The 23,599-nt window shown below is 71.5% G+C and carries 27 protein-coding genes and 1 pseudogene; 11 read left to right on the forward strand and 17 right to left on the reverse strand.

Going from position 1 to position 23,599, the window contains the following annotated elements:
* Positions 1-3: 3 nt before the first annotated feature.
* The 3 genes from FB470_RS08785 to FB470_RS08795 form a co-directional block, all read right to left on the reverse strand.
* Positions 4-519: a type III secretion system chaperone family protein gene (locus tag FB470_RS08785; RefSeq protein WP_306990298.1), complete on the reverse strand. Its 516-nt coding sequence runs from the start codon at positions 517-519 to the stop codon at positions 4-6.
* Positions 516-1,823: a D-inositol-3-phosphate glycosyltransferase gene (mshA, locus tag FB470_RS08790; RefSeq protein ID WP_306990299.1), complete on the reverse strand. Its 1,308-nt coding sequence runs from the start codon at positions 1,821-1,823 to the stop codon at positions 516-518. The genes FB470_RS08785 and mshA overlap by 4 nt, the downstream gene beginning before the upstream one ends.
* A 98-nt stretch (positions 1,824-1,921) precedes the next feature.
* On the reverse strand, positions 1,922-3,094 hold the full coding sequence (locus FB470_RS08795) for a L,D-transpeptidase (protein ID WP_306990300.1): 1,173 nt from the start codon (positions 3,092-3,094) through the stop codon (positions 1,922-1,924).
* A 95-nt stretch (positions 3,095-3,189) separates the two neighbouring features.
* Here FB470_RS08795 and FB470_RS08800 point away from each other — a divergent pair, with 95 nt between their 5' ends.
* The gene (locus tag FB470_RS08800; protein WP_306990301.1) at positions 3,190-3,924 is read left to right on the forward strand and encodes an SDR family oxidoreductase; all 735 of its coding nucleotides are present in this window, start codon (positions 3,190-3,192) and stop codon (positions 3,922-3,924) included.
* An 8-nt stretch (positions 3,925-3,932) separates the two neighbouring features.
* Here FB470_RS08800 and FB470_RS08805 read toward each other — a convergent pair whose 3' ends face one another.
* Complete coding sequence (locus tag FB470_RS08805) at positions 3,933-4,955, reverse strand: UDP-N-acetylmuramate dehydrogenase (protein ID WP_306990302.1); 1,023 nt, start codon at positions 4,953-4,955, stop codon at positions 3,933-3,935.
* Positions 4,956-4,981: 26 nt separating this feature from the next.
* Between FB470_RS08805 and FB470_RS08810 the strand changes: the two genes are divergently transcribed.
* From FB470_RS08810 to purU, 7 genes and pseudogenes are all read left to right on the forward strand, one after another.
* Positions 4,982-5,479: a DUF2505 domain-containing protein gene (locus FB470_RS08810; RefSeq protein ID WP_306990303.1), complete on the forward strand. Its 498-nt coding sequence runs from the start codon at positions 4,982-4,984 to the stop codon at positions 5,477-5,479.
* Positions 5,461-6,252: a class I SAM-dependent methyltransferase gene (locus tag FB470_RS08815; protein WP_306990304.1), complete on the forward strand. Its 792-nt coding sequence runs from the start codon at positions 5,461-5,463 to the stop codon at positions 6,250-6,252. The genes FB470_RS08810 and FB470_RS08815 overlap by 19 nt, the downstream gene beginning before the upstream one ends.
* A gap of 113 nt (positions 6,253-6,365) precedes the next feature.
* Positions 6,366-7,091: a GNAT family N-acetyltransferase gene (locus FB470_RS08820; RefSeq protein WP_306990306.1), complete on the forward strand. Its 726-nt coding sequence runs from the start codon at positions 6,366-6,368 to the stop codon at positions 7,089-7,091.
* A gap of 77 nt (positions 7,092-7,168) precedes the next feature.
* Positions 7,169-7,852: a lysophospholipid acyltransferase family protein gene (locus FB470_RS08825; RefSeq protein ID WP_306990307.1), complete on the forward strand. Its 684-nt coding sequence runs from the start codon at positions 7,169-7,171 to the stop codon at positions 7,850-7,852.
* A gap of 103 nt (positions 7,853-7,955) precedes the next feature.
* Positions 7,956-8,267 (forward strand): annotated as a pseudogene (locus tag FB470_RS08830) (VTT domain-containing protein); the annotation flags it as partial.
* A 172-nt stretch (positions 8,268-8,439) separates the two neighbouring features.
* The gene (locus FB470_RS08835; RefSeq protein ID WP_306990308.1) at positions 8,440-9,180 is read left to right on the forward strand and encodes a maleylpyruvate isomerase family mycothiol-dependent enzyme; all 741 of its coding nucleotides are present in this window, start codon (positions 8,440-8,442) and stop codon (positions 9,178-9,180) included.
* Positions 9,181-9,206: 26 nt separating this feature from the next.
* Positions 9,207-10,067 (forward strand): formyltetrahydrofolate deformylase, encoded by an 861-nt coding sequence (purU, locus tag FB470_RS08840; RefSeq protein WP_306990310.1) that lies wholly within the window; start codon positions 9,207-9,209, stop codon positions 10,065-10,067.
* On the opposite strand, the gene FB470_RS08845 is transcribed toward purU, so the two are convergent.
* The 4 genes from FB470_RS08845 to FB470_RS08860 form a co-directional block, all read right to left on the reverse strand.
* Complete coding sequence (locus FB470_RS08845) at positions 10,064-10,816, reverse strand: hypothetical protein (protein ID WP_306990311.1); 753 nt, start codon at positions 10,814-10,816, stop codon at positions 10,064-10,066. The genes purU and FB470_RS08845 overlap by 4 nt on opposite strands.
* 84 nt (positions 10,817-10,900) lie before the next feature.
* Positions 10,901-11,902 carry an NADP-dependent oxidoreductase gene (locus FB470_RS08850; RefSeq protein ID WP_306990313.1) on the reverse strand — a complete coding sequence of 334 codons (1,002 nt, stop codon included), beginning with the start codon at positions 11,900-11,902 and terminating at the stop codon, positions 10,901-10,903.
* An 87-nt stretch (positions 11,903-11,989) separates the two neighbouring features.
* A complete protein-coding gene (locus tag FB470_RS08855) occupies positions 11,990-12,424 on the reverse strand; it encodes an SRPBCC family protein (protein WP_306990314.1) in 435 nt (144 codons plus the stop codon).
* 47 nt (positions 12,425-12,471) lie between these two features.
* Positions 12,472-13,392, reverse strand: a complete 921-nt coding sequence (locus FB470_RS08860; protein ID WP_306990315.1) for an ABC transporter substrate-binding protein — start codon at positions 13,390-13,392, stop codon at positions 12,472-12,474.
* A gap of 117 nt (positions 13,393-13,509) precedes the next feature.
* Between FB470_RS08860 and FB470_RS08865 the strand changes: the two genes are divergently transcribed.
* Both FB470_RS08865 and FB470_RS08870 read left to right on the forward strand, forming a co-directional pair.
* Positions 13,510-14,196, forward strand: a complete 687-nt coding sequence (locus FB470_RS08865) for an ABC transporter permease (protein WP_306990316.1) — start codon at positions 13,510-13,512, stop codon at positions 14,194-14,196.
* A gap of 88 nt (positions 14,197-14,284) precedes the next feature.
* The gene (locus FB470_RS08870; protein ID WP_306990317.1) at positions 14,285-15,010 is read left to right on the forward strand and encodes an ABC transporter permease; all 726 of its coding nucleotides are present in this window, start codon (positions 14,285-14,287) and stop codon (positions 15,008-15,010) included.
* On the opposite strand, the gene FB470_RS08875 is transcribed toward FB470_RS08870, so the two are convergent.
* From FB470_RS08875 to FB470_RS08890, 4 genes are all read right to left on the reverse strand, one after another.
* Positions 14,994-15,545 carry a YbaK/EbsC family protein gene (locus FB470_RS08875; protein ID WP_306990318.1) on the reverse strand — a complete coding sequence of 184 codons (552 nt, stop codon included), beginning with the start codon at positions 15,543-15,545 and terminating at the stop codon, positions 14,994-14,996. The two genes, FB470_RS08870 and FB470_RS08875, sit on opposite strands and share 17 nt — an antisense overlap.
* Positions 15,546-15,620: 75 nt before the next feature.
* On the reverse strand, positions 15,621-15,917 hold the full coding sequence (locus FB470_RS08880; RefSeq protein ID WP_306990319.1) for a DUF2516 family protein: 297 nt from the start codon (positions 15,915-15,917) through the stop codon (positions 15,621-15,623).
* Positions 15,918-16,694: 777 nt separating this feature from the next.
* Entirely contained in the window at positions 16,695-17,318 is a 624-nt protein-coding gene (locus tag FB470_RS08885) for a hypothetical protein (RefSeq protein ID WP_306990320.1), read from the reverse strand.
* Positions 17,319-17,323: 5 nt separating this feature from the next.
* Positions 17,324-17,755, reverse strand: coding sequence for a helix-turn-helix domain-containing protein (locus FB470_RS08890; RefSeq protein ID WP_306990321.1), 432 nt, complete (start codon positions 17,753-17,755; stop codon positions 17,324-17,326).
* A gap of 112 nt (positions 17,756-17,867) precedes the next feature.
* Here FB470_RS08890 and tgmC point away from each other — a divergent pair, with 112 nt between their 5' ends.
* Positions 17,868-19,001: an ATP-grasp peptide maturase system methyltransferase gene (gene tgmC, locus FB470_RS08895; protein WP_306990322.1), complete on the forward strand. Its 1,134-nt coding sequence runs from the start codon at positions 17,868-17,870 to the stop codon at positions 18,999-19,001.
* On the opposite strand, the gene FB470_RS08900 is transcribed toward tgmC, so the two are convergent.
* From FB470_RS08900 to FB470_RS08920, 5 genes are read right to left on the reverse strand one after another with little or no spacing between them, the layout of a single operon-like run.
* The gene (locus FB470_RS08900; RefSeq protein ID WP_306999142.1) at positions 18,980-19,621 is read right to left on the reverse strand and encodes an AAA family ATPase; all 642 of its coding nucleotides are present in this window, start codon (positions 19,619-19,621) and stop codon (positions 18,980-18,982) included. The genes tgmC and FB470_RS08900 overlap by 22 nt on opposite strands.
* Positions 19,622-19,637: 16 nt before the next feature.
* Positions 19,638-20,039 (reverse strand): TFIIB-type zinc ribbon-containing protein, encoded by a 402-nt coding sequence (locus tag FB470_RS08905; RefSeq protein ID WP_306990323.1) that lies wholly within the window; start codon positions 20,037-20,039, stop codon positions 19,638-19,640.
* A gap of 54 nt (positions 20,040-20,093) precedes the next feature.
* Complete coding sequence (locus FB470_RS08910) at positions 20,094-22,331, reverse strand: FtsX-like permease family protein (protein WP_306990324.1); 2,238 nt, start codon at positions 22,329-22,331, stop codon at positions 20,094-20,096.
* Positions 22,328-23,002 (reverse strand): ABC transporter ATP-binding protein, encoded by a 675-nt coding sequence (locus FB470_RS08915; protein ID WP_306990326.1) that lies wholly within the window; start codon positions 23,000-23,002, stop codon positions 22,328-22,330. Before FB470_RS08915 ends, FB470_RS08910 begins: the two co-directional genes overlap by 4 nt.
* Positions 22,999-23,523 carry a PadR family transcriptional regulator gene (locus tag FB470_RS08920; protein ID WP_306990328.1) on the reverse strand — a complete coding sequence of 175 codons (525 nt, stop codon included), beginning with the start codon at positions 23,521-23,523 and terminating at the stop codon, positions 22,999-23,001. Before FB470_RS08920 ends, FB470_RS08915 begins: the two co-directional genes overlap by 4 nt.
* Positions 23,524-23,599 lie beyond the last annotated feature (76 nt).

Genomic DNA, 23,599 nt, shown 5'->3' on the forward strand with positions numbered 1-23,599 from the left:
TTGTCAGTCGTCCGTCAAACTGCCGGGTTCGTGGGTCTGCTCCGGCTCGATGAGGTGCTTGAACGCCTGCAGGTTCGCCAGGCTCTCGCCCCGGCTCACGCGCCAGTCCCATTCCCGCTTGATGGACGTCGCGAAGCCCAGCTCGAGAATGGTGTTGAAGTCGCCGTCCGCGGCTTCCAGGACCTGCCCGAGGATCTTGTCCAGCTCCTCCTCGGTCACCGTGTCCAGCCCGAAGCGCCCGACCAGGTAGATGTCCCCGAGCGCGTCCACCGTGTAGTGCACGCCGTAGAGCTTCGCGTTGCGGCGCAGCAGGAAGCGGTACACCTGCTCGTGGTTCTCGTCCGGCCGGCGGCACACGAACGCCTCCACCGCGAAGGCGTGCTCCCGCTCGATCAGCCAGCAGTTGGTCTGCAGCTTCTTCGTGCCGGGCAAGGTGACGAAGTACTTGCCCTCGTCCTTGCGGTCGTAGGACAACCCGGCCTGGTCCAGCGCAGACCGGACGACCTTGTCGATCGTCATACCGCGACCTCCTCGTGCAGCGCGGCCAGCGTGCGGGAGGCCGCCGCGTACGTGTCCAGCAGGGCGTCCGTGGTGCGCGCCCACGAGAACCGCCGCGCGTGGACCAGCGCGTTCTCCGCCAGCTCCGCCCGCCGCTCCGGCCGCAGCGCCACACTGGCCAGCGCGCCGGCCCAGTCCCGCGCCCCGTGCGAGGGCACCAGCAGCCCGGACACGCCGTGTGCGACCGCCACCGGCAGACCCCCGACCTCGGCCGCCACCACCGGCGTCCCGCAGGCCTGGGCCTCCAGCGCGACCAGCCCGAACGACTCGTTGTAGCTCGGCACCGCCACCACGTCCGCGGCGCGGTACACCTCCGCCAGCCGCTCGCCGGGCTGTGGCGGCAGGAACCGCACCACGTCCTGGATACCCAGCGACACCGCGAGTTCACGCAGAGCCTGCGGCTGCTCCAGACCCGTCCCGGACGGACCACCGACGACCAGCACGACGAGCCGCCTCCGCAGCTCCGGCTGCCGCTCCAGCAGGTACGCCGCCGCGTGCAGCAGCACGTCCGGCGCCTTCAACGGCTGGATCCGGCCGGCGAACGCCAGCACCACCGCATCCCGTGGCAACCCCAGCCGACGGCGGGCACCGGCCTGTGAACCGGGCACGAACCGGTCCAGGTCCACGCCCGGCGCGACCGTGTGCACCCGCTCCGGGTCCGCGCGGTACAGGTCCACCAGCTGCCGCGCCTCGACCGGGGTGTTCGCGACCAGCCGGTCGGACTCCGCGACCACCTGCTCCTCGCCGATGACGCGCGTCCGCGGCTCCGGCTTGTCGCCCTCGGCGAGCGCGGCGTTCTTGACCTTCGCCAGCGTGTGCGCGGTGTGCACCAGCGGCACGCCCCACCGGTCCCGCGCGAGCCACCCCACCTGGCCGGACAGCCAGTAGTGCGAGTGGATCAGGTCGTAGTAGCCCGGCTCGTGGAAGGCCTCGGCCCGCAGCACGCCGGAGGTGAACGCGCACAGCTGGGCCGGCAGCTCGTCGCGGCCGAGCGGCTCGAACGGGCCCGCCGGGATGTGCCGCACCAGCACGCCGGGCGCCAGCTCGGCGACGGGCGGCTGCTCGGACGAGGTCGCGCGCGTGAACACCTCGACGGCGATCCCGCGCCGCGCCATCTCGACCGCGGTGTGCGTGATGTAGACGTTCATCCCGCCGGCGTCACCGGTGCCGGGTTGTTCCAGGGGCGACGTGTGCACCGACAGCACCGCGACCCTGCGCGGCCAGATCGTCTGCGTCCGTCGTGATCCGCGCAGCGAGATCGTCACCTGGTCCACTCCCGTGTCAGTCTCTGTCCGCTTCAGGGCGGAGCCCGTGAACGACAACGCTCACGGGCCCCCGACATCTTCCCAGCGGTGCGAGACCGTCACAGCGCGGACTTGGCCTGCCAGGCGCTCCAGCTGACGAGCCAGTCCATGACGTCGGAGTTGACGACCGGCCCGAGCTTCGACCCGGTGATCTCCACGGGGTCGCCGATGAGGGCCGAGTCGAAGTAGTCCTTCGCGTCGGCTTCCAGCAGGTTGACGCAGCCGTGCGAGCTGTTGACCCGGCCGATGTTGGCCGCGTTGTCCTGGTTTTCGTGGATGAACTCGCCGTGGTTGGAGATCCGGCACGCCCACTTCTTGTTGACGTTGGTGTAGCCGTAGCGCGCGTTGTCGAAGATCGCGCTCGGCTCCTTCGTCATGATGATGTAGGTGCCGTTGGGTGTGTTCAGGTTCACGTCCGAGTCCTTGCCGTTGCTGCACGGGTAGCTCTTGGCGAGGGTCCCGCCCCGGTACACGTTCATCCTGTGGTCCGGGGTGTGGATCTTGACGACCTGGTTGCGGCCGATCTTGAACTCGGTGGTGACGTCGGCCCGCGGGTAGGCGCCGCCGCCGAGGTCCGTCCCGTACAGCTTCGCCTCGACCTTGACGGTGGTGTTGGCCGGCCAGTACTCCTTCGGCCGCCAGTCGACCTGCTGGTCGGACAGCCATCCCCAGGAGCCCTCGACCTCGGTCGACGTCTCGATCTTGAGCGCCTTCTCGACCGCGGCCTTGTTCTTCACGGCGCTGGTGAACTTGACGCTGACCGGCATCGCGACGCCGACCGTCGCGTCGTCGGCCGGGTTGAGGGTGACCCGGACGGTCGAGGCCGGCTTCAGGGTGGTGAAGCTGCCGGTCAGGGTGACCGGCTTGCCGTCGGTGCCCGTCGCCGACGCGTTGTAGGTGTAGGTCTTGTCGTAGCCGAGGGTCTCGCTGCTGGTCCAGCTGGTCTTGTCGTCGCTGAGCTTGCCCTCGACCGCCTTGCCGTCGGGGTTGGTGAGCTTGACGTCGGTGAGCGTGCCCTGGGCGACCCGCACGGTGACCGGCTGCAGCACGGACACGTTCTTCGCGTCCACCGCGGGCTCGGCGGTGATGACCGCCACCGGCCGCGCCGGCGACGTCGCTCCACCACCGCCGGTGCCCGCCGAGCCGTCGTCCCCGCCGCCCGTGCACGCCGCGGCCATCGTCGCGGCTCCGGCGGCGAGCGCGGCCTTGAACACCGTGCGCCTCTCGATCACCCTGCTACCTCCGCACTCCGTATTCCCCCCGGACGTCCACCGGCGCCCGGCCCTGCCGTGTTACGGGCGTGTCCCCCGCTGGGAGTATGTGCGGTATGACGACCAAGCGAACCGCAGTGATCACCGGCGCCAGCGCGGGCATCGGCGAGGCCACCGCCCGGGCCCTGGCCGGTGCCGGATTCCACGTGGTGCTCGGGGCCCGCCGTCTCGACCGCCTGGAGAAGCTGGCCGCCGAGTTGTCCGGAACCGCACACGTACTGGACGTCGCCGACCCCGGTTCGGTTGCCGCTTTTGTCCAGCAGGTTCCAGACTGCCACGTTCTGGTGAACAACGCGGGCGGTGCCCGCGGCCTGGAGCGCGTCGAGGACGCCGACGAGGACCACTGGCGCTGGATGTGGGAGGTCAACGTCCTGGGGACGCTGCGCATGACGAAGGCGCTGCTGCCGAAGCTGATCGCCTCCGGCGACGGGCACGTGGTGACCGTCACGTCGATCGCCGGGCACGAGGTGTACGACGGCGGTTCCGGCTACACCTCGGCCAAGCACGCCCAGTCGGCCCTGCACCGCACGCTGCGGTCGGAGCACCTGGGCGACCCGGTGCGCATCACCGAGATCGTGCCGGGCATGGTCGAGACGGACTTCTCCGCCAACCGCTTCGACGGCGACACCGAGCGCGCCGCGAAGGTCTACCAGGGCCTGACGCCGCTGACCGCGCAGGACGTGGCCGACGTCATCGCGTTCGCCGTGACCCGGCCGTCGCACGTGAACCTGGACACCATCGTCATGAAGCCGCGGGCGCAGCTCGACGGCACCCGCTCGCACCGTGTCTGACCGGGTGACTACAACGCGCAGTTGATGAGCAGGGGTTCGGGACGGAGCGTGACGCCGAAGCGGGCGCGCACGCCGTCCCGGACCTCGCGAGCCAGCGCCAGCAGGTCGGCGGTGCTGGCGCCCCCGCGGTTGGTCAGGGCCAGGGTGTGCTTGGTGGACAGGGAAACCCGCCCGCCCGGGCCGGCGTGGCCCTTGCCGAACCCGGCCCGCTCGATCAGCCAGGCCGCGGACAGCTTCACGCCGCCGTCGGCCGGGTACCGCGGCATCTCCACGTCGGCCAGAGCGGGCGGGATCTCCGCGACGATCGGGTTGGTGAAGAACGAACCCGCGCTCCACGTGTCGTGGTCGGACGCGTCGAGCACCATGCCCTTGCCCTGGCGCAGTTTCAGCACGGCCTCGCGCGCCTGCGCCGCCGGAACGCGCGCGCCCTGCTCGACGCCCAGGGTGCGGGCCAGTTCGGCGTAGCGGATCGGCGCCGACAGCCCGTCCCCGCGCAGGGCGAAGCGGACACTGAGGACGATCCCCCAGTCCGCGCCCTTGAGGATGCTCGTGCGGTAGCCGAAGCCGAGTTCGGCGGCGGTCATCGTGCGGACCTCGCCGGTGCGCCGGTCGTAGCACTCGACGGACGTGAGCAGGTCCGCGACCTCGCAGCCGTAGGCGCCGACGTTCTGGATCGGCGTCGCGCCGACCGAGCCGGGGATGCCGGACAGGCACTCCAGCCCGCCGAAGCCGGCCTCGATCGTCGCCGCGACGAACTCGTCCCAGTTCTGCCCGGCCGCGACCTCGACCTCGTCGCCGTCGATGCGCCAGCCCCGGGTCGCGATCTTGACCACCGTGCCGGGGAAGCCGTCGTCGCCGACGACGAGGTTCGACCCGCCGCCGAGCAGCAGCGTCGGGCCGTCGGCCGAACGCACCGCGGCCAGCAGGTCGTCGGTGGTCCCGGCCACCACGAACGCGCGGGCGGGCCCGCCCAGCCGCAGCGTGGTGTGTTCGGCCAGGGTCGTCTGGGTCGGTGTTTCGAGACGGCTCACGAGGACAAACGGTACTGTCTGGCCTCATGGCATCCCGTATCGAGCACCGTGCGGAGTACGCGTACGGCGTCTCCGAGGTGTTCCACGCCGAGACCGGGGAAGAGGCGCTGAACGCCCGCCTCGCCGAGATCGGCGGCAAGAACAGCGCCCTGCTCAGCCATTCCGCCGACGACAACGGCGCGCGGTACAAGCTGCGCCAGGGCATCGAGGCGGAGAAGCTGCCGCAGATCGTGCGCAAGCTCCAGCCCGGCGACCTCTACGTCGACCGGGAGCACACGTTCACACGCAGCGGCGACGGTTACACGGGCACGGCGCGGGCGACGGTGAGCGGGATGCCTGGCGAGATCACCGCGCGCACCGAGATCCGCCCCACCGGTGACGGCACCGTGGTGGAGACCCACGGCGAGGTCAAGGTCAAGATCCCGCTGGTCGGCGGCAAGCTGGAGAGCTTCGTCGCCGGTGAGCTGACCAAGTTGCTCGCGCGTGAAGCGCAGTTCAGCCGCGAATGGCTCGCGCGCGCTTAGTTGGCGCGCCGACCCGAGGAACCACGAACCCCAACCGCCTGCGCCGCGTCGACCGCTGGCTGGCCGGCACCCCCGAGGTGTCGGCCGCGCTGCGCCGCGCGCCGGACCCGCTCGTCGTGGACCTCGGGTACGGCGCGTCCCCGGTCACCACGGTCGAGCTGGCCGCCCGGCTGCGCCGGGTGCACCCGCGAGTGCGCGTGCTCGGCCTGGAGATCGATCCGGAACGGGTCGCCGGCGCCCGGCCGGCCGCGCGACCGCCGGTCCTCGACTTCCGGCAGGGCGGCTTCGAGCTGGCCGGCACCCGGCCGCACCTGGTGCGGGCGTTCAACGTGCTCCGCCAGTACCCCGAGGACGAGGTCGCCGGCGCCTGGAAGCTGATCCTCGACCGGCTCGCACCCGGCGGGCTGCTCGTCGAAGGAACCTGCGACGAGATCGGCCGGCTGTCCACCTGGGTCACGCTCGACGCGGACGGGCCGCGCACGCTGACCCTTTCCTGCCACCTCGAGTCGCTGGACCGTCCGTCCACTTTGGCCGAGCGGTTGCCGAAGGCGCTGATCCACCGCAACATCGACGGTGAACGGATCCACGAGCTGATGTCCACCTTGGACACCTGCTGGGCGACGGCCGCGCCGCACCAGGCGTTCGGCGCCCGCTCCCGCTGGCTGGAGACCGTGCGCCTGCTCGCCCTGCGCGGCTGGCCGGTGCTGACCCGGCCCCGGCGGATCCGGCTCGGCGAGTTGACCGTGCCGTGGGAACGGGTCGCGCCGCGGTAGGGCTACCCCTACTCCCACCGGAGGGACAACACGTACGGGCGTTCCCCGGGTTGTCCCTGATCTTGCCGGAAGTCCCTGGCTCAGGCGGCCGTCGCGGCGACACGATCGGCCGCATGACCACAACGCTGGCGAGCAAGCAGTACGAGGCCGTCATCACGACGGACCCGCGGATCGTTCGGGCGTGCCAGGAACTGCGGCACAGTGTCTTCACCACCGAGTTCGGGGCCGCCCCGCACACCGGCGGGCTCGACGTCGACGAGTTCGACGACGTGTGCGAGCACCTCGCCGTGTCGTGCGACGGCGAGGTCGTCGGCACCTACCGGCTGCTGCCGCCCGGCCGCTCGGCGCGGCTGTACTCACAGTCGGAGTTCGACCTGGACGGTCTGACGCCGCTGCGGCCGTTCCTGGTCGAGACCGGCCGCTCGTGCGTGCGCCCGGACCACCGCTCCGGCGGCGTGATCAACCTGATGTGGGCGGCGATGGCCCGCTACGTGGTGCGCCACGGCTACCGCTACCTCGCCGGGTGCGCGTCGGTGTCGCTGGCCGACGGCGGCGCCGCGGCGGCCGCGACGTGGGCGCTGGCGCAGGCCAACCACCAGCCGGCGGGTGAACTGCGCGTCGAACCGCACCGGCCGTGGATCCCGCTCCCCCGCGGCGAACGGCCCCCGGGCTACGCCCAGGTGCCGCCGCTGCTGCGGGGTTACCTGCGCCTCGGCGCGTGGGTGTGCGGCCCGCCGGCGCACGACCCGGACTTCGCCGTCGCCGACTTCTTCACCGTCCTGGCGGTGGACCAGATCAACGAGCGCTACCGGCGCTACTTCCTCGGGGACGATTCATGAGCGCGTGGGACGTTTCTTCACCTTGTACCCCTCGCTGCGTCACCCACCGGCTGCCTGCGGTCGGCACACTGCTGACCGTGCAACGGTGGCTGGCGCTGGGCTCGGCCCTCGCCGGCGTGCGGCGGGGAAACCTGCGGCCGCACGCCCGCGGGGTCCTCGGCGCACTCGGCGTCACCCTGGACGCGAACACCGACCTGCTGCGGGTCCCGGGCGGCACCGGGACGCTGATCGTGGCCAACCACGTGTCGTGGCTGGACATCGTCGCGATCCTCGCCGTCGACCCGGTGGGATTCCTCGCCAAGCGCGAGGTGCGCTCGTGGCCGGTCATCGGGCGGCTCGCGCAGGACTGCGGCACCCGGTTCGTCGCGCGCCGCGAACTGCGTGAGCTGCCGGCGGTGGTCGCCGGGCTCGCGGACGCGCTGCGCGCCGGCGAACCCGTCGTGGTGTTCCCGGAGGGCACGACCTGGTGCGGTGGCGAGGGCGGGACGTTCCGGCGGGCCGCGTTCCAGGCCGCGATCGACGCCGGGGCGCCGGTGCGGCCGGTGACCTTCGGGTATTCGCAGGGCGGGCAGCCGAGCACGGTGGCGGCGTTCGTCGGCGACGACGCTCTCCTGCCGTCGCTGAACCGGGTCGCGCGGGCCCGCGACCTGAGGATCCGGCTCACCGCGCACCCGCCGCTCGAGCCGTTCGGCAACCGGCGCGAACTGGCCGCGCGCGCCCAGGACGCGGTGCGGTGCACCCGGGTCCCGGCCCATGCTTGACGCCCTGAACCACCTCGGTGAGCTGCTCCAGGGCACGCTCGGGTCGCCCTGGCTGTGGCTGATCGTGTTCGCCGTGGCGGGGCTGGACGCGTTGCTGCCGTTCATGCCGAGCGAGACGACGGTGATCGCGGTCGCCGTCCTGCTCGGCACCGACGTGCCCCGGCTGGCGCTGCTGGCGCTGATCGCGGGTGCCGGCGCACTCGCCGGGGACTGCCTGTCGCACGCGGTGGGACGCGGGGCGGCACCGGCGCTGACCCGGTGGCTGCGAGCCGGCGATCAGGACCGGTACGAGTGGGCGCGCGGCCAGGTCGAGCGCAACACCGGCCTGCTGATCGTCGCCGGCCGGTACCTCCCCGGCGGCCGGGTCGCGAGCGGGCTCGCGACGGGCAGCATGGGCGTGCCCTGGGCGCGGTTCGTCGCGCTCGACGCCCTGGGGGCCGGGATCTGGGCGGTCTACAGCGTGGTCATCGGCGCCATCGGCGGCGCCGGCTTCGAGGGCAAGCCCGCCAAGGGCCTGCTGCTGTCGTTCGGCATCGGCCTGCTCGTGGTCGGTGTCATCGAGGTCGTGCGGCGGATACGCTCACGGCATGGAGCACGCCTCGTATCTCGCGATCATCGAGCACCAGAGCCGGGAGCTGTGGGCGGCGGCGGTCAAGGCGGGGCCGGAGGCACCCGTGCCGACGTGTCCGAAGTGGACTGTCCAGCGCCTCGTCGCCCACCTGGCGAAGGTCCACTCCTGGGTCCGCTCGGCGATCGCCGACCCGACCGGGGAGAACGTGCGGCGCGGGCAGCCGCCCGAAAACTGGACTGAACTGCTGGACTTCTCGGCCGAGCAGATGACCGGGATGGTGGCCGAGCTCGCCGACCCGGCCACGCCCGCGTGGCTGCCGTTCACCCGCTACGCGCAGACCGTCGGGTCCTGGGCCCGGCGGCAGGCGCACGAGGCGGCGATCCACCGGCTCGACGCCGAGCACGCCCTGGCCGGCAGCGGCGACCCGTCGGCGATCCCGTCGCTGGTGTTCGACCCGGAGTTCGCCGCCGACGGCATCGACGAGCTGATCGCCTGGATGCTGCCCACGCGGGTGAAGTGGGACCAGTTCGCGGTCTCCGGCTCGGTGCTGGTGCACGCCGCCGACGCCGGGCGCATGTGGCGGGTCGTGCTGCACCCCGGTCAGCCGGCGACGATCGACCCGGTGACGGCCGCGTTCGACGCCGGTGTGACCGTCGCGGGCACCGCCGACGCGGTGTACCGGCGGGTGTGGGGGCGGCCCAGCCACGCGTCGGTCAGTGGTGACCTGCGTCTCCTGGAGCCCCTGGCCGCACCCTGAGCCGGTGCGGCGGGGAAGATGGGGCCGTGTCCGAACGACGTTATGTGATCACCTTCGGCTGCCCCGACCGCACCGGCATCGTCGCGCGTGTCGCGTCCTTCCTCGCCGACGCCGGCGGGTGGATCGTCGAGGCCGCCTACCACACCGATCCGGACACCGGCTGGTTCTTCACCCGCCAGGAAGTCCGGGCGGACTCGCTGCCCTTCGGTGTGGACGAACTGCGCGCGCGCTTCGCCGAGATCGCGTCCTCGCTGTCGGCCGAGTCGAACTGGCGCGTCGAGGACACCGCCGAGCGGCGCCGCGTGGTGATCCTGGTGTCGAAGGAGGGGCACTGCCTCTACGACCTGCTGGGCCGGGTCGCCGCGGGCGAACTGGACGTCGACGTGCGCGCGGTGATCGGCAACCACGACAACCTGGCGGACATCACGCGCGCGCACGGCATCCCGTTCCACCACGTGCCGTTCCCCGCCGGGGACAAGGCCGAGGCGTTCGCGCAAGTGCGCAAGCTGGTCGACGAGCACGACCCGCACGCCGTCGTCCTGGCGCGGTTCATGCAGATCCTGCCGCCCGAGCTGTGCCGGGCGTGGGCCGGGCGGGCCATCAACATCCACCACAGCTTCCTGCCGTCGTTCATCGGCGCCCGGCCGTACCACCAGGCGCACCGGCGCGGGGTGAAGCTGGTCGGCGCGACGTGCCACTACGTGACCGCCGACCTGGACGCCGGGCCGATCATCGAGCAGGACGTGATCCGCGTCGACCACGGCGACACCGTGCCGGACCTGGTGCGCAAGGGCCGCGACATCGAGAAGGTGACGCTGGCGCGGGGCCTGCGGTGGCACCTGGAGAGCCGGGTCCTGGTGCACGGCAACCGCACGGTGGTGTTCTAGCTGACGATGATCGCGCCGGCGATCAGCAGGGTGTAGACGACCGCCGCGGCCTGGATCGTCCTGGTGCGGCGGCGTTCCGGCCATGACGTGTACCTGAGCAGCCAGGCCAGCGCCGGCATCACGAGGATCGCGTGCAGGGCGACGGCGTGCACCGGTTTGAGCGAGCCCGCGGTCGTGTAGGCGAGCTGCGGTTGCCCGCCACGGGCCAGCGTGACGCCGTCGGCGACCATGATCGCGCCCACGACCATCGCCGCGAACAGCACGACGAACCCGAACCGCAGGGCCAGCGTCATGCTCGGGCTGAGGGTGGTGGTGCGCCAGGCGGCCACGGCGAAGCCCAGCACGGTCACGATGATGACCCCGCCGCCCGCGGCGAGCGTGTACGAGACGACCGTGTCGAAGCCGGTCTCGAAGTTGAAGTGCGACGGCACCCGGCGCCAGACCTGCAGGGTCACCAGGGCGACCTCGACGACGCTGACGGCGGTGAACGCGCCGAGCAGCGCGGTGCGGCGGCGGATGGTCAGGAAGGACGTGGCCCACGCGAGACCGGCCAGGGTCAGCCCGAAGGACAGGCCGAACGTCATGGCCTTGCGGTAGGACAGCGGGCCCTCCCACGTGGTGCCGCTCGCCACGAGGATCACCAGGTGCACGAGTCCGCTGGTGAACAGGACGGCGGCGACCACGTAGGCGGCCTTGTCGACGGTTCTGCCCCGGGCCCAGATGCGCCGGGTGTCCAGGAGTGCGGTCATACCGCCGATCCTCGGCCGGGCCGGGCGGGATTACGTCCGCCCGGAGTCGTCTCCCGGCGGTACGTCACCGGCCGTACGTCGTCCTCAGAGGCGGACGAGCATCTTGCCGGTGTTCGCGCCCGCCAGCAGGTCGAGGAAGGCCTGCGGCGCGTTCCGCAGCCCCTCGACGATCGTCTCCTCGTGCTTGAGCTCGCCGGAGCGGACCAGCGGCGCGACCTCCTCGAGGAACTTCGCCTGCAGGTCGTAGTGGTCGCCCACCAGGAACCCGCGGATGTCGAGCCGCTTGCCGACGATCTGCATCAGGTTGCGGGGCGCGGCCGGCGGTTCGGTCAGGTTGTAGACCGAGATCATGCCGCAGACGGCGAAGCGGGCGTGCACGTTGGCCGAGTTGATCGCGGCTTCCAGGTGCTCGCCGCCGACGTTGTCGAAGTAGACGTCGATGCCCTCCGGCGCGGCCTCTTCGAGCTGCTTCGCGACCGGTGCGTCCTTGTAGTTGAACGCGGCGTCGAACCCGAGGTCCTCGACCAGGTGCCGGACCTTCCCGGCCGATCCCGCGCTGCCGATGACCCGCTTCGCGCCCTTGAGCTTCGCCAGCTGGCCGACGACCGAGCCCACGGCGCCGGCCGCCCCGGACACGAACACCGTGTCACCGGGCCGGAAGCGCGCGATCTCGGTCAGGCCGGCGTACGCGGTCAGCCCGGTCATGCCCAGCACACCGAGGTAGGCCTCCCGCGGCGCGGCGCCCGCGTCGATCTTCGACGCCTGGTCCGGGCGCACGACGGCGTGCGACCGCCAGCCGAAGCCGTGCAGCACCAGGTCGCCCGGCGCGAACGCGTCCGTGTTGGACTCGACGACCTCGCCGACCGCGCCGCCGAGCATCACCTTGCCGACCTCGTACGGCGCCGCGTACGACTTGGCCGAGCTCATCCGGCCGCGCATGTACGGGTCGACGCTGATCTCCAGGTTGCGGACCAGCGCCTGGCCCTCGCCGGGGCGCGGCACCTCGACGTCGACGATGTCGAAGTTGTCCAGCGTGGGCGTGCCGTGCGGACGGGAGGCGAGCCGGATCTCGGTGGCGGTCGTCACGATGTGCTCCTGGGGTCGTGGATGTGTTCCACCGGCTCCAACGCACTAACCGGGGCGCCGATTCCGCTTTCGGCTGAGGTGACAGCCTCACACCAGCTCGGCGAGCTTGCCCAGGACACCGTCGTAGATCCGGCGGAGCCCGGCCGGCGCGAAGGTCTTCTCGAAGAAGCCGCCGATGCCGCCGGCGCCCTCCCAGCTGGTCTCGACCCGGACGACGCTGCGCTCGCCCGCGGGCCGCACCGTCCAGGTCGTGACCATGCTGGAGTTGGCGTCGGTCTCGACGAGGGTGCCCGCTTCCGGCTCGGACACACTCGCCGCGACGTCCCGCACCCTCTTCGAGGTGGCCTGCAGCTTCCACTTCGCCTTCGTGCCGGCGCCGGTCCCGCCCTCGACCACCTCGTAGTCGCGGTAGTGCTCGGTCAGGATCTTCGGCCTGGTCTCGGCGTAGTCCGCGACCAGCGTCCGGACCGTCTTGGCCGGCGCGTCGATCGTCCGTTCCGCACTGGCGGTGACCTTCGCCATAGCGACCTCCTCGTTGCTCGAAGTCCCGTCGCCCGCGACTCTAGCGATCAGCGGAGTCCCTGCTGGGACAGCCAGTCCTTCGCCACGTCGGCCACCTGGTCGCCGTCCTCGTCCACCTGCTTGTTCAGCTCGCGCAGCTGGTCGGTGGTCAGCTTGGCGCTCACCGCGTTGACGGCCGCGGCGAAGTCCGGGCCGCGCTCGTCGAGCACCTTCTGGTTGACCGCCGGCACGATGTTCTCGGTGGCCACGATGTGCTGGTCGTCCTCCAGCGCGGTGAAGTCGGAGCTGCCGACCAGCGGGTTCACCGAGTCGAGCGGGATGACCGTGACCGCACCGGAGCGCAACTGCTCGACCCGCGGGCCGGACTCCTGGATGCTCGAGAACGTGACGTTCAGCTTGTAGACGTCACGGAAGCCGACGAAGCAGTTGGCGCGGGTGCCGCACTCCGGCGGGCCGCCAAGGACGACCTTGTCCAGCTTCTTCAGGTCGCTGATCGTCTTCAGCCCCTGCTGCTGCGCCAGGTCGGACTTCACGACGTAGGTGTTCTTGTTCTCCGCCGGGGCGTAGTCGAGCAGGCCGACGCCGGACGGCTTGAACAGCTCGGCGAGCTTGGCGTGCTCGGACGCGGCGTCCGTCGGCGCCTGCTCGTTGAAGCCGGAGCTGATCGCCGCGCCCTGGTACTCGGGGATGAACTGCAGCTCACCCGACTTCAGCGACGGGTACACGAGCTCGCGCGAGCCGATGTTGAACTTCCGCTGGACCGGGTAGCCCTTCGCCTCCAGCGCCTGCGAGTACACCTCGGCCAGGATCTGGCTGTCGGTGAAGTTGAAGGACGCCACCACGATCGGCGCACCGCCCTTGCCCGGTGCGGCCGAGCCGCCGCCGTCGTTCCCGCCGCCACAGGCCGTCAAACCGAGGACCGCTACCGCGAGCACCCCCGCCGCCCGCAGGCTCGTCGTCCATCGCATACCTGTTCACCCTCCCAGTGCTGTGCAACGTGGCGACCTTATCCGCGACCACCGACAGAAACCACATCGTGGGATCGGCTCCCGGACAGTGTCGGTCACCGCCCGTATGCTCGCCCGGTGAGCGAGTACGTGCTGGCCGCGAGCGACCGGCCGCTGTTCGAGTGGCGCTGGGTGGAGCGCAACGCGGACGAGATCGTGCAGCGCCTGGGTGAGCACCTGGCGCTGACGACCGCGGCGCTCGCGATCGGGCTGGTGGTGTCCGTCGCGTTGGCCGTGCTGTCGCTGCGGTGGCGGTGGTTCTACGCGGTCGCGCTGGGCACGGCTGGTGCGCTGTACGTCATTCCGAGCCTGGGCGCGTTCGCGCTGCTGGTGCCGTTCTTCGGGCTGTCGTTCACCACGGCGGTCATCCCGCTGGCGACGTACACGCTGCTGATCCTGCTGCGCAACATCGTCACCGGGATCCAGCAGGTGCCCGCGGAGGTGCGGGAGGCCGCGATCGGGATGGGCTTCACCCGGCTGCGGCTGTTGTTGCAGGTCGAGCTCCCGCTCGCGCTGCCGGTGGTGATCGCCGGGCTGCGGGTGGCGGCGGTCACGACGATCGGGCTGGTCACGGTCACCGCGATGCTCGGCATGGGCGGCCTGGGCTTCTTCATCCGGCAGGGCATCCAGACGACCACCCCCAACCCGACGGCGATCATCGTCGGGATCGGGTTGTCCATCGTGCTGGCCGTGCTGGTGGACGCGCTGCTCTGGCTGAGCGAGCGGGCGCTGGCGCCCTGGGCCCGGAAGGCGGGGCGGGCGTGAACGCCATCGACCACGGCCGGCCGGCCCGCCGGAGCCGGACCGGCGCCACCACGAGGCCCCACCCGCCCACACGGAAGGCGGCCCGCGCGTGAACGCCATCGACCAGGCCCTGGACTGGCTGGGCCAACCGAACCGCTGGAGCTGGACCGACCCCGCCGGCATCCCCTACCGCACGCTCGAGCACCTGGGCTTTTCGGCGTTGTCGCTGGTCATCGCGGCCGCGCTGGCGGTCCCGCCCGCGCTGGTGCTCGCCCATCACCGGCGCGGGGCGTTCCTGGCCGGCAGCGCGGTCAACATCGGGCGCGCCATCCCGAGCTTCGGGCTCATCATCCTGTTCTGGTACCTGGCGAGCCGCTGGGAGTTCGACACGTCGTTCTGGCCGTTGCTCTTCGCGCTGGTCGCGCTGGCCCTGCCGCCGCTGTTCACCAACACGTACGCGGGCGTGGTTTCGGTCGAGCCGGAGGCCGTGGACGCGGCCCGCGGCATCGGGCACACCGAGGGCCAGGTCATGCTGCGCATCGAGCTGCCGCTGGCGTTGCCGGTGGTGCTGGCGGGCGCGCGGGTGGCGTTCCTGCAGCTCGTGGCGACGGTCGCGATCGGCGCGATCGTCAACGACGGTGGCGGGCTGGGCCGCTTCATCGTGGACGGGTTCGCGCAGGGCGCGGGCGGCTACGGCGAGATCCTGGCGGGCGGGCTCGCGGTGATCGTCTTGGCGCTGGCGTGCGAGGGCGTGTTCGCCCTGCTGGAGCGGTTCGCCGTGCCGCGGGGCCTGGCCCTGTCGCGCCGGGCCGGGTTGTCTACGCGACCGGTTTAGCCAGGTCCTCGATCACCTCGGCGCCGGGCAGGTTCGCGAGGAGCTCGCCGGTGACCAGGAGTTTGCCGCCGCGGATGCCGCTGCCGATGACCAGTTCCGGCGAGTCGGCGACGGCCTTGTCGACGAGGATGGGCCAGTCCGCGGGCAATCCGACGGGTGTGATGCCGCCGTAGGCCATGCCGGTGAGCTCGACGGCGTCGTCCATCGGGGCGAACGAGGCCTTCCGCACGTCGAGGCGGCGCTTGATGACGCCGTTGACGTCGGCGCGGGTGGTGGCGAGCACGAGCGCGGCCGCGTAGCGGACTTCACCGGCCCGCTTCCCGGCGACGACGACGCAGTTGGCGGACGCCTCGAGGGGCGAGCCGTACGCCTCGCAGAAGGCGGCGGTGTCGGCCAGATCCGGGTCGATCGCGACAACGCCGATCTGGGTGTCGTCCAGGGAGGCGAGCGCCTTCGCGACGGGCTCGGCCAGCAGGTCGGTGCGTTCGGTGGCCGGCTGGACGTCCAGCGTGCCGGCGATGGTCCAGGTCCTCACCCCGGCAAGGATAGGGAATCGCGTGCGCGTACCGCGGCGCCCGGTCCCCGACGAGGCCGGTAGACCCGGCCGGGTCTACCAGTTCTTGCCGCCGCGCTGGACCTCGATGAGCCGCGGCCGGACGTCGACGAGGTAGACGAGCACGGCGACCAGGCCGGCGATCCAGAAGAGGCTGCCGACGCTCCCGAAGCGGAACAGGCCCATGGCCACCGTGCCGGCGCCGGTGATGGCCAGCCAGATGGGTTTGGTCTTGCGGTCGGCGGCTTGGTAGGCGTCCGAGCGCTGCAGCAGGGCGTGGATGAACGCGCCGATACCCGCCAGGGTGCCGACCCAGCCGATGACCTGCATGATCCAGAACGCGATGTTCGGCACCGTCCCAGCCTACGTCCCTTCGCCCCTGCCGTTGGATTCCCTCTGTCCAGAATGCCATGAAGACGCAGCCCCGTCACCGGTGGCGGGTTCTCGCCGGCCGCTCCTCGCCAGCCACACCCGGCACGCTCGGCCCGCTCCCGGCCTGGCCGCGCCTGGCCGCTCCCCGCCGGGCCGCACCCGGCGCGATCCGCCGCGCCGCACCCGGCCCTGGTCGCATGGCCGCCACCGGCCCGGCACGCACCAGCACGCTCGGCCCCCTCACGTCACCGCCACCGGCCCGCGCCCACGGAACCCGCTCGCACGCGCGAGAGGCCCTGCCGCACGAGCACGGCCGCCCCGATCGGCGCCAGCGGGGAACGACGCCCCCTCGGGAAGAGCCGCGAAACACGAAAACGGCCCGGTCATCGAGAGACCGGACCGTTGTTCGCGCGCTTGACTGGCCCTAACCGACGCAGTTGGTATTCACACCAACCGGCCCGGGGCCCTTGGTCGACTTAACCGGGTCAGGCCTTGGTCGCCCCCCAGCCGGTGCAGCCGATACTCGCACGAACCGGCTCGGACCTTCGTCGCCCTGTCCCGGTCGGGTCCGACCCACCGGGGCGGACCGTTGTTCGCGCCAACCCGGCTCGGACCTTCGTCGCCCTATCCCGGGTCCGGTCCGACCCACCGGGGCGGACCGTTGTTCGCGCCAACCCCGCTCGGACCTTCGTCGCCCTGTCCCGGGTCGAACAGTTGTCCGCCCCGCCCCGGGGGCGGACAACTGTTCGCACTGACTGGTTACTTCGTGGTCTTCGGCGTGGTCGCGTTCGCCGGGCGCTTGGCCGGCGTGCTGTTCCGGCGGGCGACCGGCGCCTTCGCCGTGGTGGTCTTGGCGGCGGCCGGCTTGGCCTGCTCCTCCTGGACCTCGTCCTCGATCTTGTCCGCGACCTCGTCCGCGGCCTCGGCGACCTTCTCGCCGCTGGCGCGGGTCCGCTTCGCGACCAGGCCGAGCACCTCTTCGACCTTCTCGCGCGCCTCGGTGCTCACCTCGCCGACCCGGCCCTGCGCCGTGGCCAGCGCCTCCTCGACCTGCTCGACGACGCCCTTCACCCGCGGCTCGGCCAGGAACTTGTCCCACGCCTGCTCACCGGTCTCGGCCAGCTTGTTGTAGAGCTTCAGCGCGGCCTCGGTGTAGTCGTCGATGAGCTTGCGGAGCTCGACCGGGTCGAGCTTCTCGCGCAGGGTGGTCACCTCGGTCGGCAGCTCCTCGATGTTCTTCCGCGCGGCCTCGCTGCCCTCGACGACCCGCTCGCGGGCCTTGCCCACGGCGTCGACGACGGCTTGGCCGGCCAGGTTGCCGGCGCCCAGTGCGGCCAGCAGCGGAGTACGAAGCTGTTCGATGGCGTTCTTGGTGCTGGGCATTCTGCTCACTCCTTGGCGATGTCTGTGGTTGGTCCCCGGTCGCCGCCCGCCGCCGCGTTCTCCCGGCGGAACGACTCGTACACGTCGAGCAGGACCTGCTTCTGCCGCTCGGTGAGCTCGGCGTCCGCGCGAATCGCGTCGGTCACCGGTCCGCCGTTGGGCAGGTCGAGAATTCCGGCCTGCACGTAGAGCGCTTCCGCGGAAATCCGCAGCCCCTTGGCGATCTGCTGCAGGATCTCCGCGCTGGGCTTGCGCACCCCGCGCTCGATCTGGCTCAGGTACGGATTGGACACTCCCGCGAGCTTTGCCAGCTGCCGCAAGGAGATCTTGGCGTTGCTGCGCTGCTGGCGGATGTACTCGCCGATCCCGGAGGCGATGTCGGCGACCTTGTCCACCGGTCCGCCCACCGAGTTCTCGTGGCCGTTGTCCTCCGACATGTTCAGTCCATCTCCTCGCGACAAAACCAACGCTACGCCGTGGTGCTAGCTATTGCAAGCACTCTGCTTGCAACCATCGGGTGTTACTTGAGTCACCCGTTACGGTGTGGGTGTGCACAGCACCGCACGCCTGCGGCACCGGCTGGCCGAGTCGCTGCGCCGGGACGGCGTGCTCACCGATCCGGCGTGGCTCGACGCGTTCCGGCGGGTGCCGCGGCATGCGTTCGTGCCCCGCTACTTCCTATCCCAGGCGGGCGGGTGGGCCGCAGTCGACCGGACCGACTCGCACTGGCTCGACCACGTCTACGCCGACGAGGTGCTGGTCACCCAGCTCGACGGCGACCCGGGGGCCTGGCAGCGGGCACGCCGGCACGGTCCGGTGCGCGGCAGCCCGACCTGTTCGTCGAGCATGCCGGGGATCATGGCCGCGATGCTCGAGGAACTGTCCGTGCGCAACGGGCACCGCGTGCTCGAGATCGGCACCGGCACGGGTTACAACGCCGCCCTGCTGTGCGAGCGGCTCGGCTCGTCGCTTGTGTCTACAGTGGACATCGACGGTGAGCTGGTCCGGCTCGCGCGGGAACGGCTGTCGCTGTGCGGCTACCACCCGACGGCCGGCGTGTGCGACGGCGCGGACGGCTTTCCCGACAAGGCACCCTACGACCGCGTGCTGTGCACGTGTTCGGTCTCGTCGGTCCCGGACGCGTGGCTCGAGCAGACGGTTCCCGGCGGCATCGTGGTGACGACGCTCAACCGCCCGATCGGCGCCGGTCTGGTGCGGTTGATCGTGATGCCCGGCGGGGAGGCCCGTGGACGGGTGCTCACACGGGACGGCCGGTTCATGCCTCTGCGCGCACACCGCGTGGCCGATCCGGCGTTGCTGCCGACAGTGTCCGGGCCGGCGCGGCTGACGAACCTCTCCCCCGACGTCGTGCTGTATCCGTCGAGCCGGTTCGAGTTCTTCGCCGGGCTGGCACTTCCGCGGGTGGTGCCGGTGTTCCGCGGCGCCGACACCTTCCTCGTGCACGAGGACGGCTCATGGGCCCGGGTGTCGACCCTCGCGGGCGGACTGCTGGTCGCCCAGGGCGGCCCGCGCCGGCTGTGGGACCTGGCCGAACGCGCCCACGAGCAGTGGCTCGCCCTGGGGGAACCCGGCCGGGAGCGGTTCGGCGTGAGCGTGACACCCCAACGCCAGGAGATCTGGCTCGACGACCCGGACAGCGATCACCGCTGGCCGCTCGCCTGAGGCAGGCGTGTTTCGATCCACCCCGCGGCGTGGCCGATCGTCGCCGACAGCGGAGCCGTGGTGGTGTCGAAGAGCGCGACCGGCGGGTCGAGGGTTTCCGCGTTCTTCCGCAGCCACACGTTGAACTCGAGCATCTCGGCGATGCGGCATTCGTCCCAGCCGCGCCAGGCGGGACGGCCGCGCAGACGTTCGGCAAGCGCGTCCGGGTCGGCGACCAGTGCCAGGTAGTGGATGTCGCTGAACAGGGAACGCTCGGGCAGGTTCTCGAACTCGGGCGGCACCACCGTCCCGCACAGGACGACCGGACGGCCGTTCTGGTGCACCATCGCGGCCATCCGCAGCCAGGTGCGGCGGAACATGGGGTGCCCGTCCACGTCGTCGCGCAGCCCGGCGACCCACAGGACGTCCTGCTCGAGGACCGTCACGCGCCCGCCGAGCCGATCGACCAGGGCGGGCCCGACGGTCGACTTGCCCGCCCCACTGGGACCGGTCAGCGCGAACAGCGGGAGGCGGCGGAAGGGCCAGCGGTGGCCGCACCGCTGGCACAACCGTTCGTTGCCCGCGACGGACGGAGTTTCGGCCAGGTCCCCGCATCGGGGGCAGATGCGGGGATCGAGCATCGCTTCCGGCACCGCGTCAGTCGAACAGCTGCTCGAGGAAGCTCCGCTTGCGGTGCCCCCGGTGACCGTAGGGACGCGGCGAATCCGAGTAGTACCCGCCGCCTTGGTAGGGCCTCGGCGAGTCGCCGTACCCGTGCCCACCGCGGTACGGGCGCGGTGAGTCGCTGTAGCCGTGCCCGCCGTACGGCCGCGGCGAGTCCCGGTGCGGCGCCGTGTGCCCAGCCCCGTGGTACGGCGGAGGAGCGGCGGCGGGGCCGCCGTAGTAGGCGCTTTCCGCGCCCACGATCTGCTCCAGCTCGCCGCGGTCCAGGAAGATGCCCCGGCAGCCCTCGCACTGCTCGATGTGGACGCCGTTCTTGTTGACGGTCCGCATCATGTTCTGACACTTCGGACAAATCACATACGTCACCATACGCATGATCGGACCCGCCCGGAGCGCCTCGGCTCCATGTGCCCGGACGCCGACACACCGCTACTCCATACGCAACGCCTCCACTCGCGTCACCGAACGTAGTGCCGGCAAGGCCGCCCCGGTGATCGCGAACACCAGCACGACCGCGACCGTGACGACGACACCGATGAACGTTGGATCGACCCGCAATGGGATGTCGGCACCCAGCAGCCGCACGATGAGGCCGCCGGTACCGATCGCGACCCCGACCGCGACGGCGACCCCGAACACGAGCGGAACGGCGTTCTGCCAGAGCAACGACCGCCCCAACACGGCGAGCGGGACACCGGACGCGTGCATCATCGCGAACGAGCGCCGCCGTTCGCTCAGCTGCCCGGCCAGCAGCACCAGGAGGCTCACCGCGGCGATGCCCAGTCCCAGCAGACCTCCGGCGTAGAGCAGCCCGGTCACCGCCGCCAGGAAGTCCTCGCCGTCGCCGCCGAGGTACTCGCCTTCGCCCTGTACCGACGCCCGCCATCCGAGCGGACCGAGCGCCGCGCGCACCCGCTCCAGTACGCCGGTGTCACCGGGTTCGACGAAGGACAGGAGCATCCATCCGGTGTCCGGCAGGTGCTGGGCCTTGGCCACCGCCGGGGTGACCGCCACGACGGTGCGGTAGGTGGCGATGGCCTTACTGGGCGGCACTGGGGCGCTGCCGGCCGGGACCACGAACCGGGCGCCGATGACGGGCATCTCCGCACCCTGCCGCACCCCGGAACCGTTCACCACGAACGCATCGCCGTCCGCACACGTGGTCGCTCCGTAGTAGCGGGCCAGCACTTCGCAGGGCGCCACCAGCAAGTCCGCCGGCCGCCCCGCACCATCGATCGTCTCGAGCCGCTGGATCCGATAGCTGCCCAGCACTCCCGGCGTCGCGTCGATGCGGCGCAGGGCCTCCGCCTCGGCAGACGGTTCGACCTGGAGGTTCACCACGCCACCCGACGTTCGTGGGCGGTTCGCGTTCGCGGTGGCGGAACCGACCACGATCTGCAGGGTGACGACCCCGGCCAGCACGACGACCACTCCGGCCATGACGCGGCTGGGTGTGCCGCTGTCGAGCTGGAGCCGCCGGACGGCGAGCTGCCACGCCGGGCTTCCTCCGCGGACCCGCCGCACCGCCAGCTCGGTGATCCACGGCATCACCGCGGGCACGCCGATCAACAGGAAAGTCGAGCCGAGCAGCAGGAACGGCAGGGTCTCGGCGGGCCGCGGTGACACGCCCAGCAGCTTGTCCGGCACCAGCAGCACGATGCCGACCGCGAGCAGGACCAGCCGCCACCACAGCCGCCGCCGGGCCGGCTTCGCGTTGCGCAACACGGCGAGCGGCTCGACCACGAGCCGCCGGAGCCCGAACCAGGCAGGCCCGACGGCGAGCACCGGGACGAGCAGGGCCACCACCACCCCCAGTGGCCAGCCCGGCACGAAGTCCGGGCGGAAGACGGTGATCCCCTCGAACTCCAGCCCCGCCGCCAGAGGACGCACCGCCAGGTAGATCCCCAGGCCCAGCACTCCCCCGGCCAGCGCTCCGGCCAGGGATTCCCCTGCCGCAACGCGGTGCACCTGGCCACGCCGTGCTCCCGCGAGGCGCAGGGTGGACAGCCGGCGTTCCCGTTCCGCGCCACCGATCCGGCTCGCCGTGCTCAGCAGGACCAGCATCGGCACCAGCAGCACGACGACGGCGACGACCAACAGGAAGATCAGCTGCGGCGACGAGCTGTCCTGGACCCCGCCCGCGTCGAAACCGGTGACCGCGGACCCCCACTGCGATGCCGCCAACCCGGTGGTGCCGACGTAGGCGAACAACTCGTCCGGCCCGGCAAGTCCGGCAGGCGCGATGGTGCCGGCCGGCCTCTGCGGGAATCGGGCCTGCAACAGTGGATCCGTCTTCATCGACTCGGCGAGGGCCGGGGACACGACCACTTCGCCCGGCCGCGGGATCGCGGCCAGCCCTGGCGGAAGTGGCGCCCCGGGACCGGTGACCTCCAGTGACGTGGTGGTCAGCTGGCGCTCGCCCACCTCGTCGATCTGGCTGGTCAGGTACAGTGACGCGGGCCCGGCCGTGGTCACCGGCTCGCGGCCGGCCAACCGCCCGCTCCGGTCGCCCAGCGCGGTGACGGTGCTCGCGAGCAGCAGCAGCATCGCGACCGACAACCCGATGCCGATCGTGCTCAGCACCAGGCGCGGCAGGTTCGCCCGGAAGGCGCGGCCGCTCCCGACCGCCAGCCGGAAGCCCAGGGCGAAGTCGTTGAACCAGCTCACGGGGCGACCACCTGCGCCGGGGTCCGGCCGTCACGGACCACCACCTCGCGGTCCGAGTACGCCGCCACCCGCATGTCGTGCGTGACCAGCACAACCGCGGTGTCCAGGTCCTTGGCCGCGGTGACCAGCAGGCGCATGACGTGCTCGCCGTTGAGCGAGTCCAGCGCGCCCGTCGGTTCGTCGGCGAACACGACCTTCGGTGTGGTGACGAGCGCCTTGGCGACGGCCACCCGTTGCCCCTGGCCGCCGGACACCTCCCCGGGCCGCTTGCCGGCCAGGTCACCGAGGCCGAACTGGTCGAGCGCCTGACGCGCCAGCCCCTCGGCCGGCTTGCGTTTCATCCCGCCCAGCCGCAACGGCAACGCGACGTTCTCCAGACAGGACAGCTCGGGGACGAGCTGCCCGAACTGGAAGACGAATCCGAACTCGGTGCGGCGCAAGGAAGACCGGTCGGCGTCGGACATCGTCGCCAGATCCCGTTCGCGGTAGGCGACGCGGCCCTGGTCGGGCGGCACGATGCCGGCGAGGCAGTGCAGCAGCGTGGATTTGCCGGACCCCGACGGCCCCATCACGGCGACGATCTCGCCCGCCTCGATGGTGAGGTCGGCGCCCCGCAACGCCTCGGTGGGCCCGAAGGACTTGCGCAGACCGGTGGCGCTGAGCAGGCTCATTCCGCCACCTGCCGGGCGAGCTCGTCGAGGCGGGCCGCGGTGAGCTCGAGCCAGCGCAGGTCCGCCTCCAGGTGGAACAGGGCGTGGTCGCAGATCAGCGCGTCCGCCAGGTCGCCACCGGACTTGCGCCGGGTCAGCTCGCGCATGACCTCCAGGTGCGCGGACCGTTGCGTGTCGAGCACGCTCGCCGCGTCCCGGCCGGACAGCAGCGCGAGCACGATCTTGGTGTACAGCGTGTTCTGCAGGTACACCTCGGGCTTTTCGGGCGTCAAGAGCCACTGCTCGACGTCGGTGACCCCGGCGTCGGTGATCGCGTAACTCTTGCGCTCGGGCCCGCCGCCCGGCTCGACGCCGGTCTCGGTGACCAGCCCGTTGCGGAGCAGCCGCGCGAGCGTCGCGTACACCTGCCCGTAGTGAAGCGGCCGGTCGTGCCCGAAGCGCTCGTCGTAGGCGCGTTTGAGCTCGTAGCCGTGCCGCGGGCCTGCTTCCAGCAGGCCGAGAAGTGCGTGTCCGATCCCCATGGCGATCACTATACACACCGTGTATAGTTGCCGTCTATACACCCGATGTATAGCAAGAGCCCCCAGTGCGAGTGGG

Origin of the sequence: Amycolatopsis thermophila (assembly GCF_030814215.1) — a bacterium.
Lineage (GTDB): Bacteria > Actinomycetota > Actinomycetes > Mycobacteriales > Pseudonocardiaceae > Amycolatopsis_E > Amycolatopsis_E thermophila.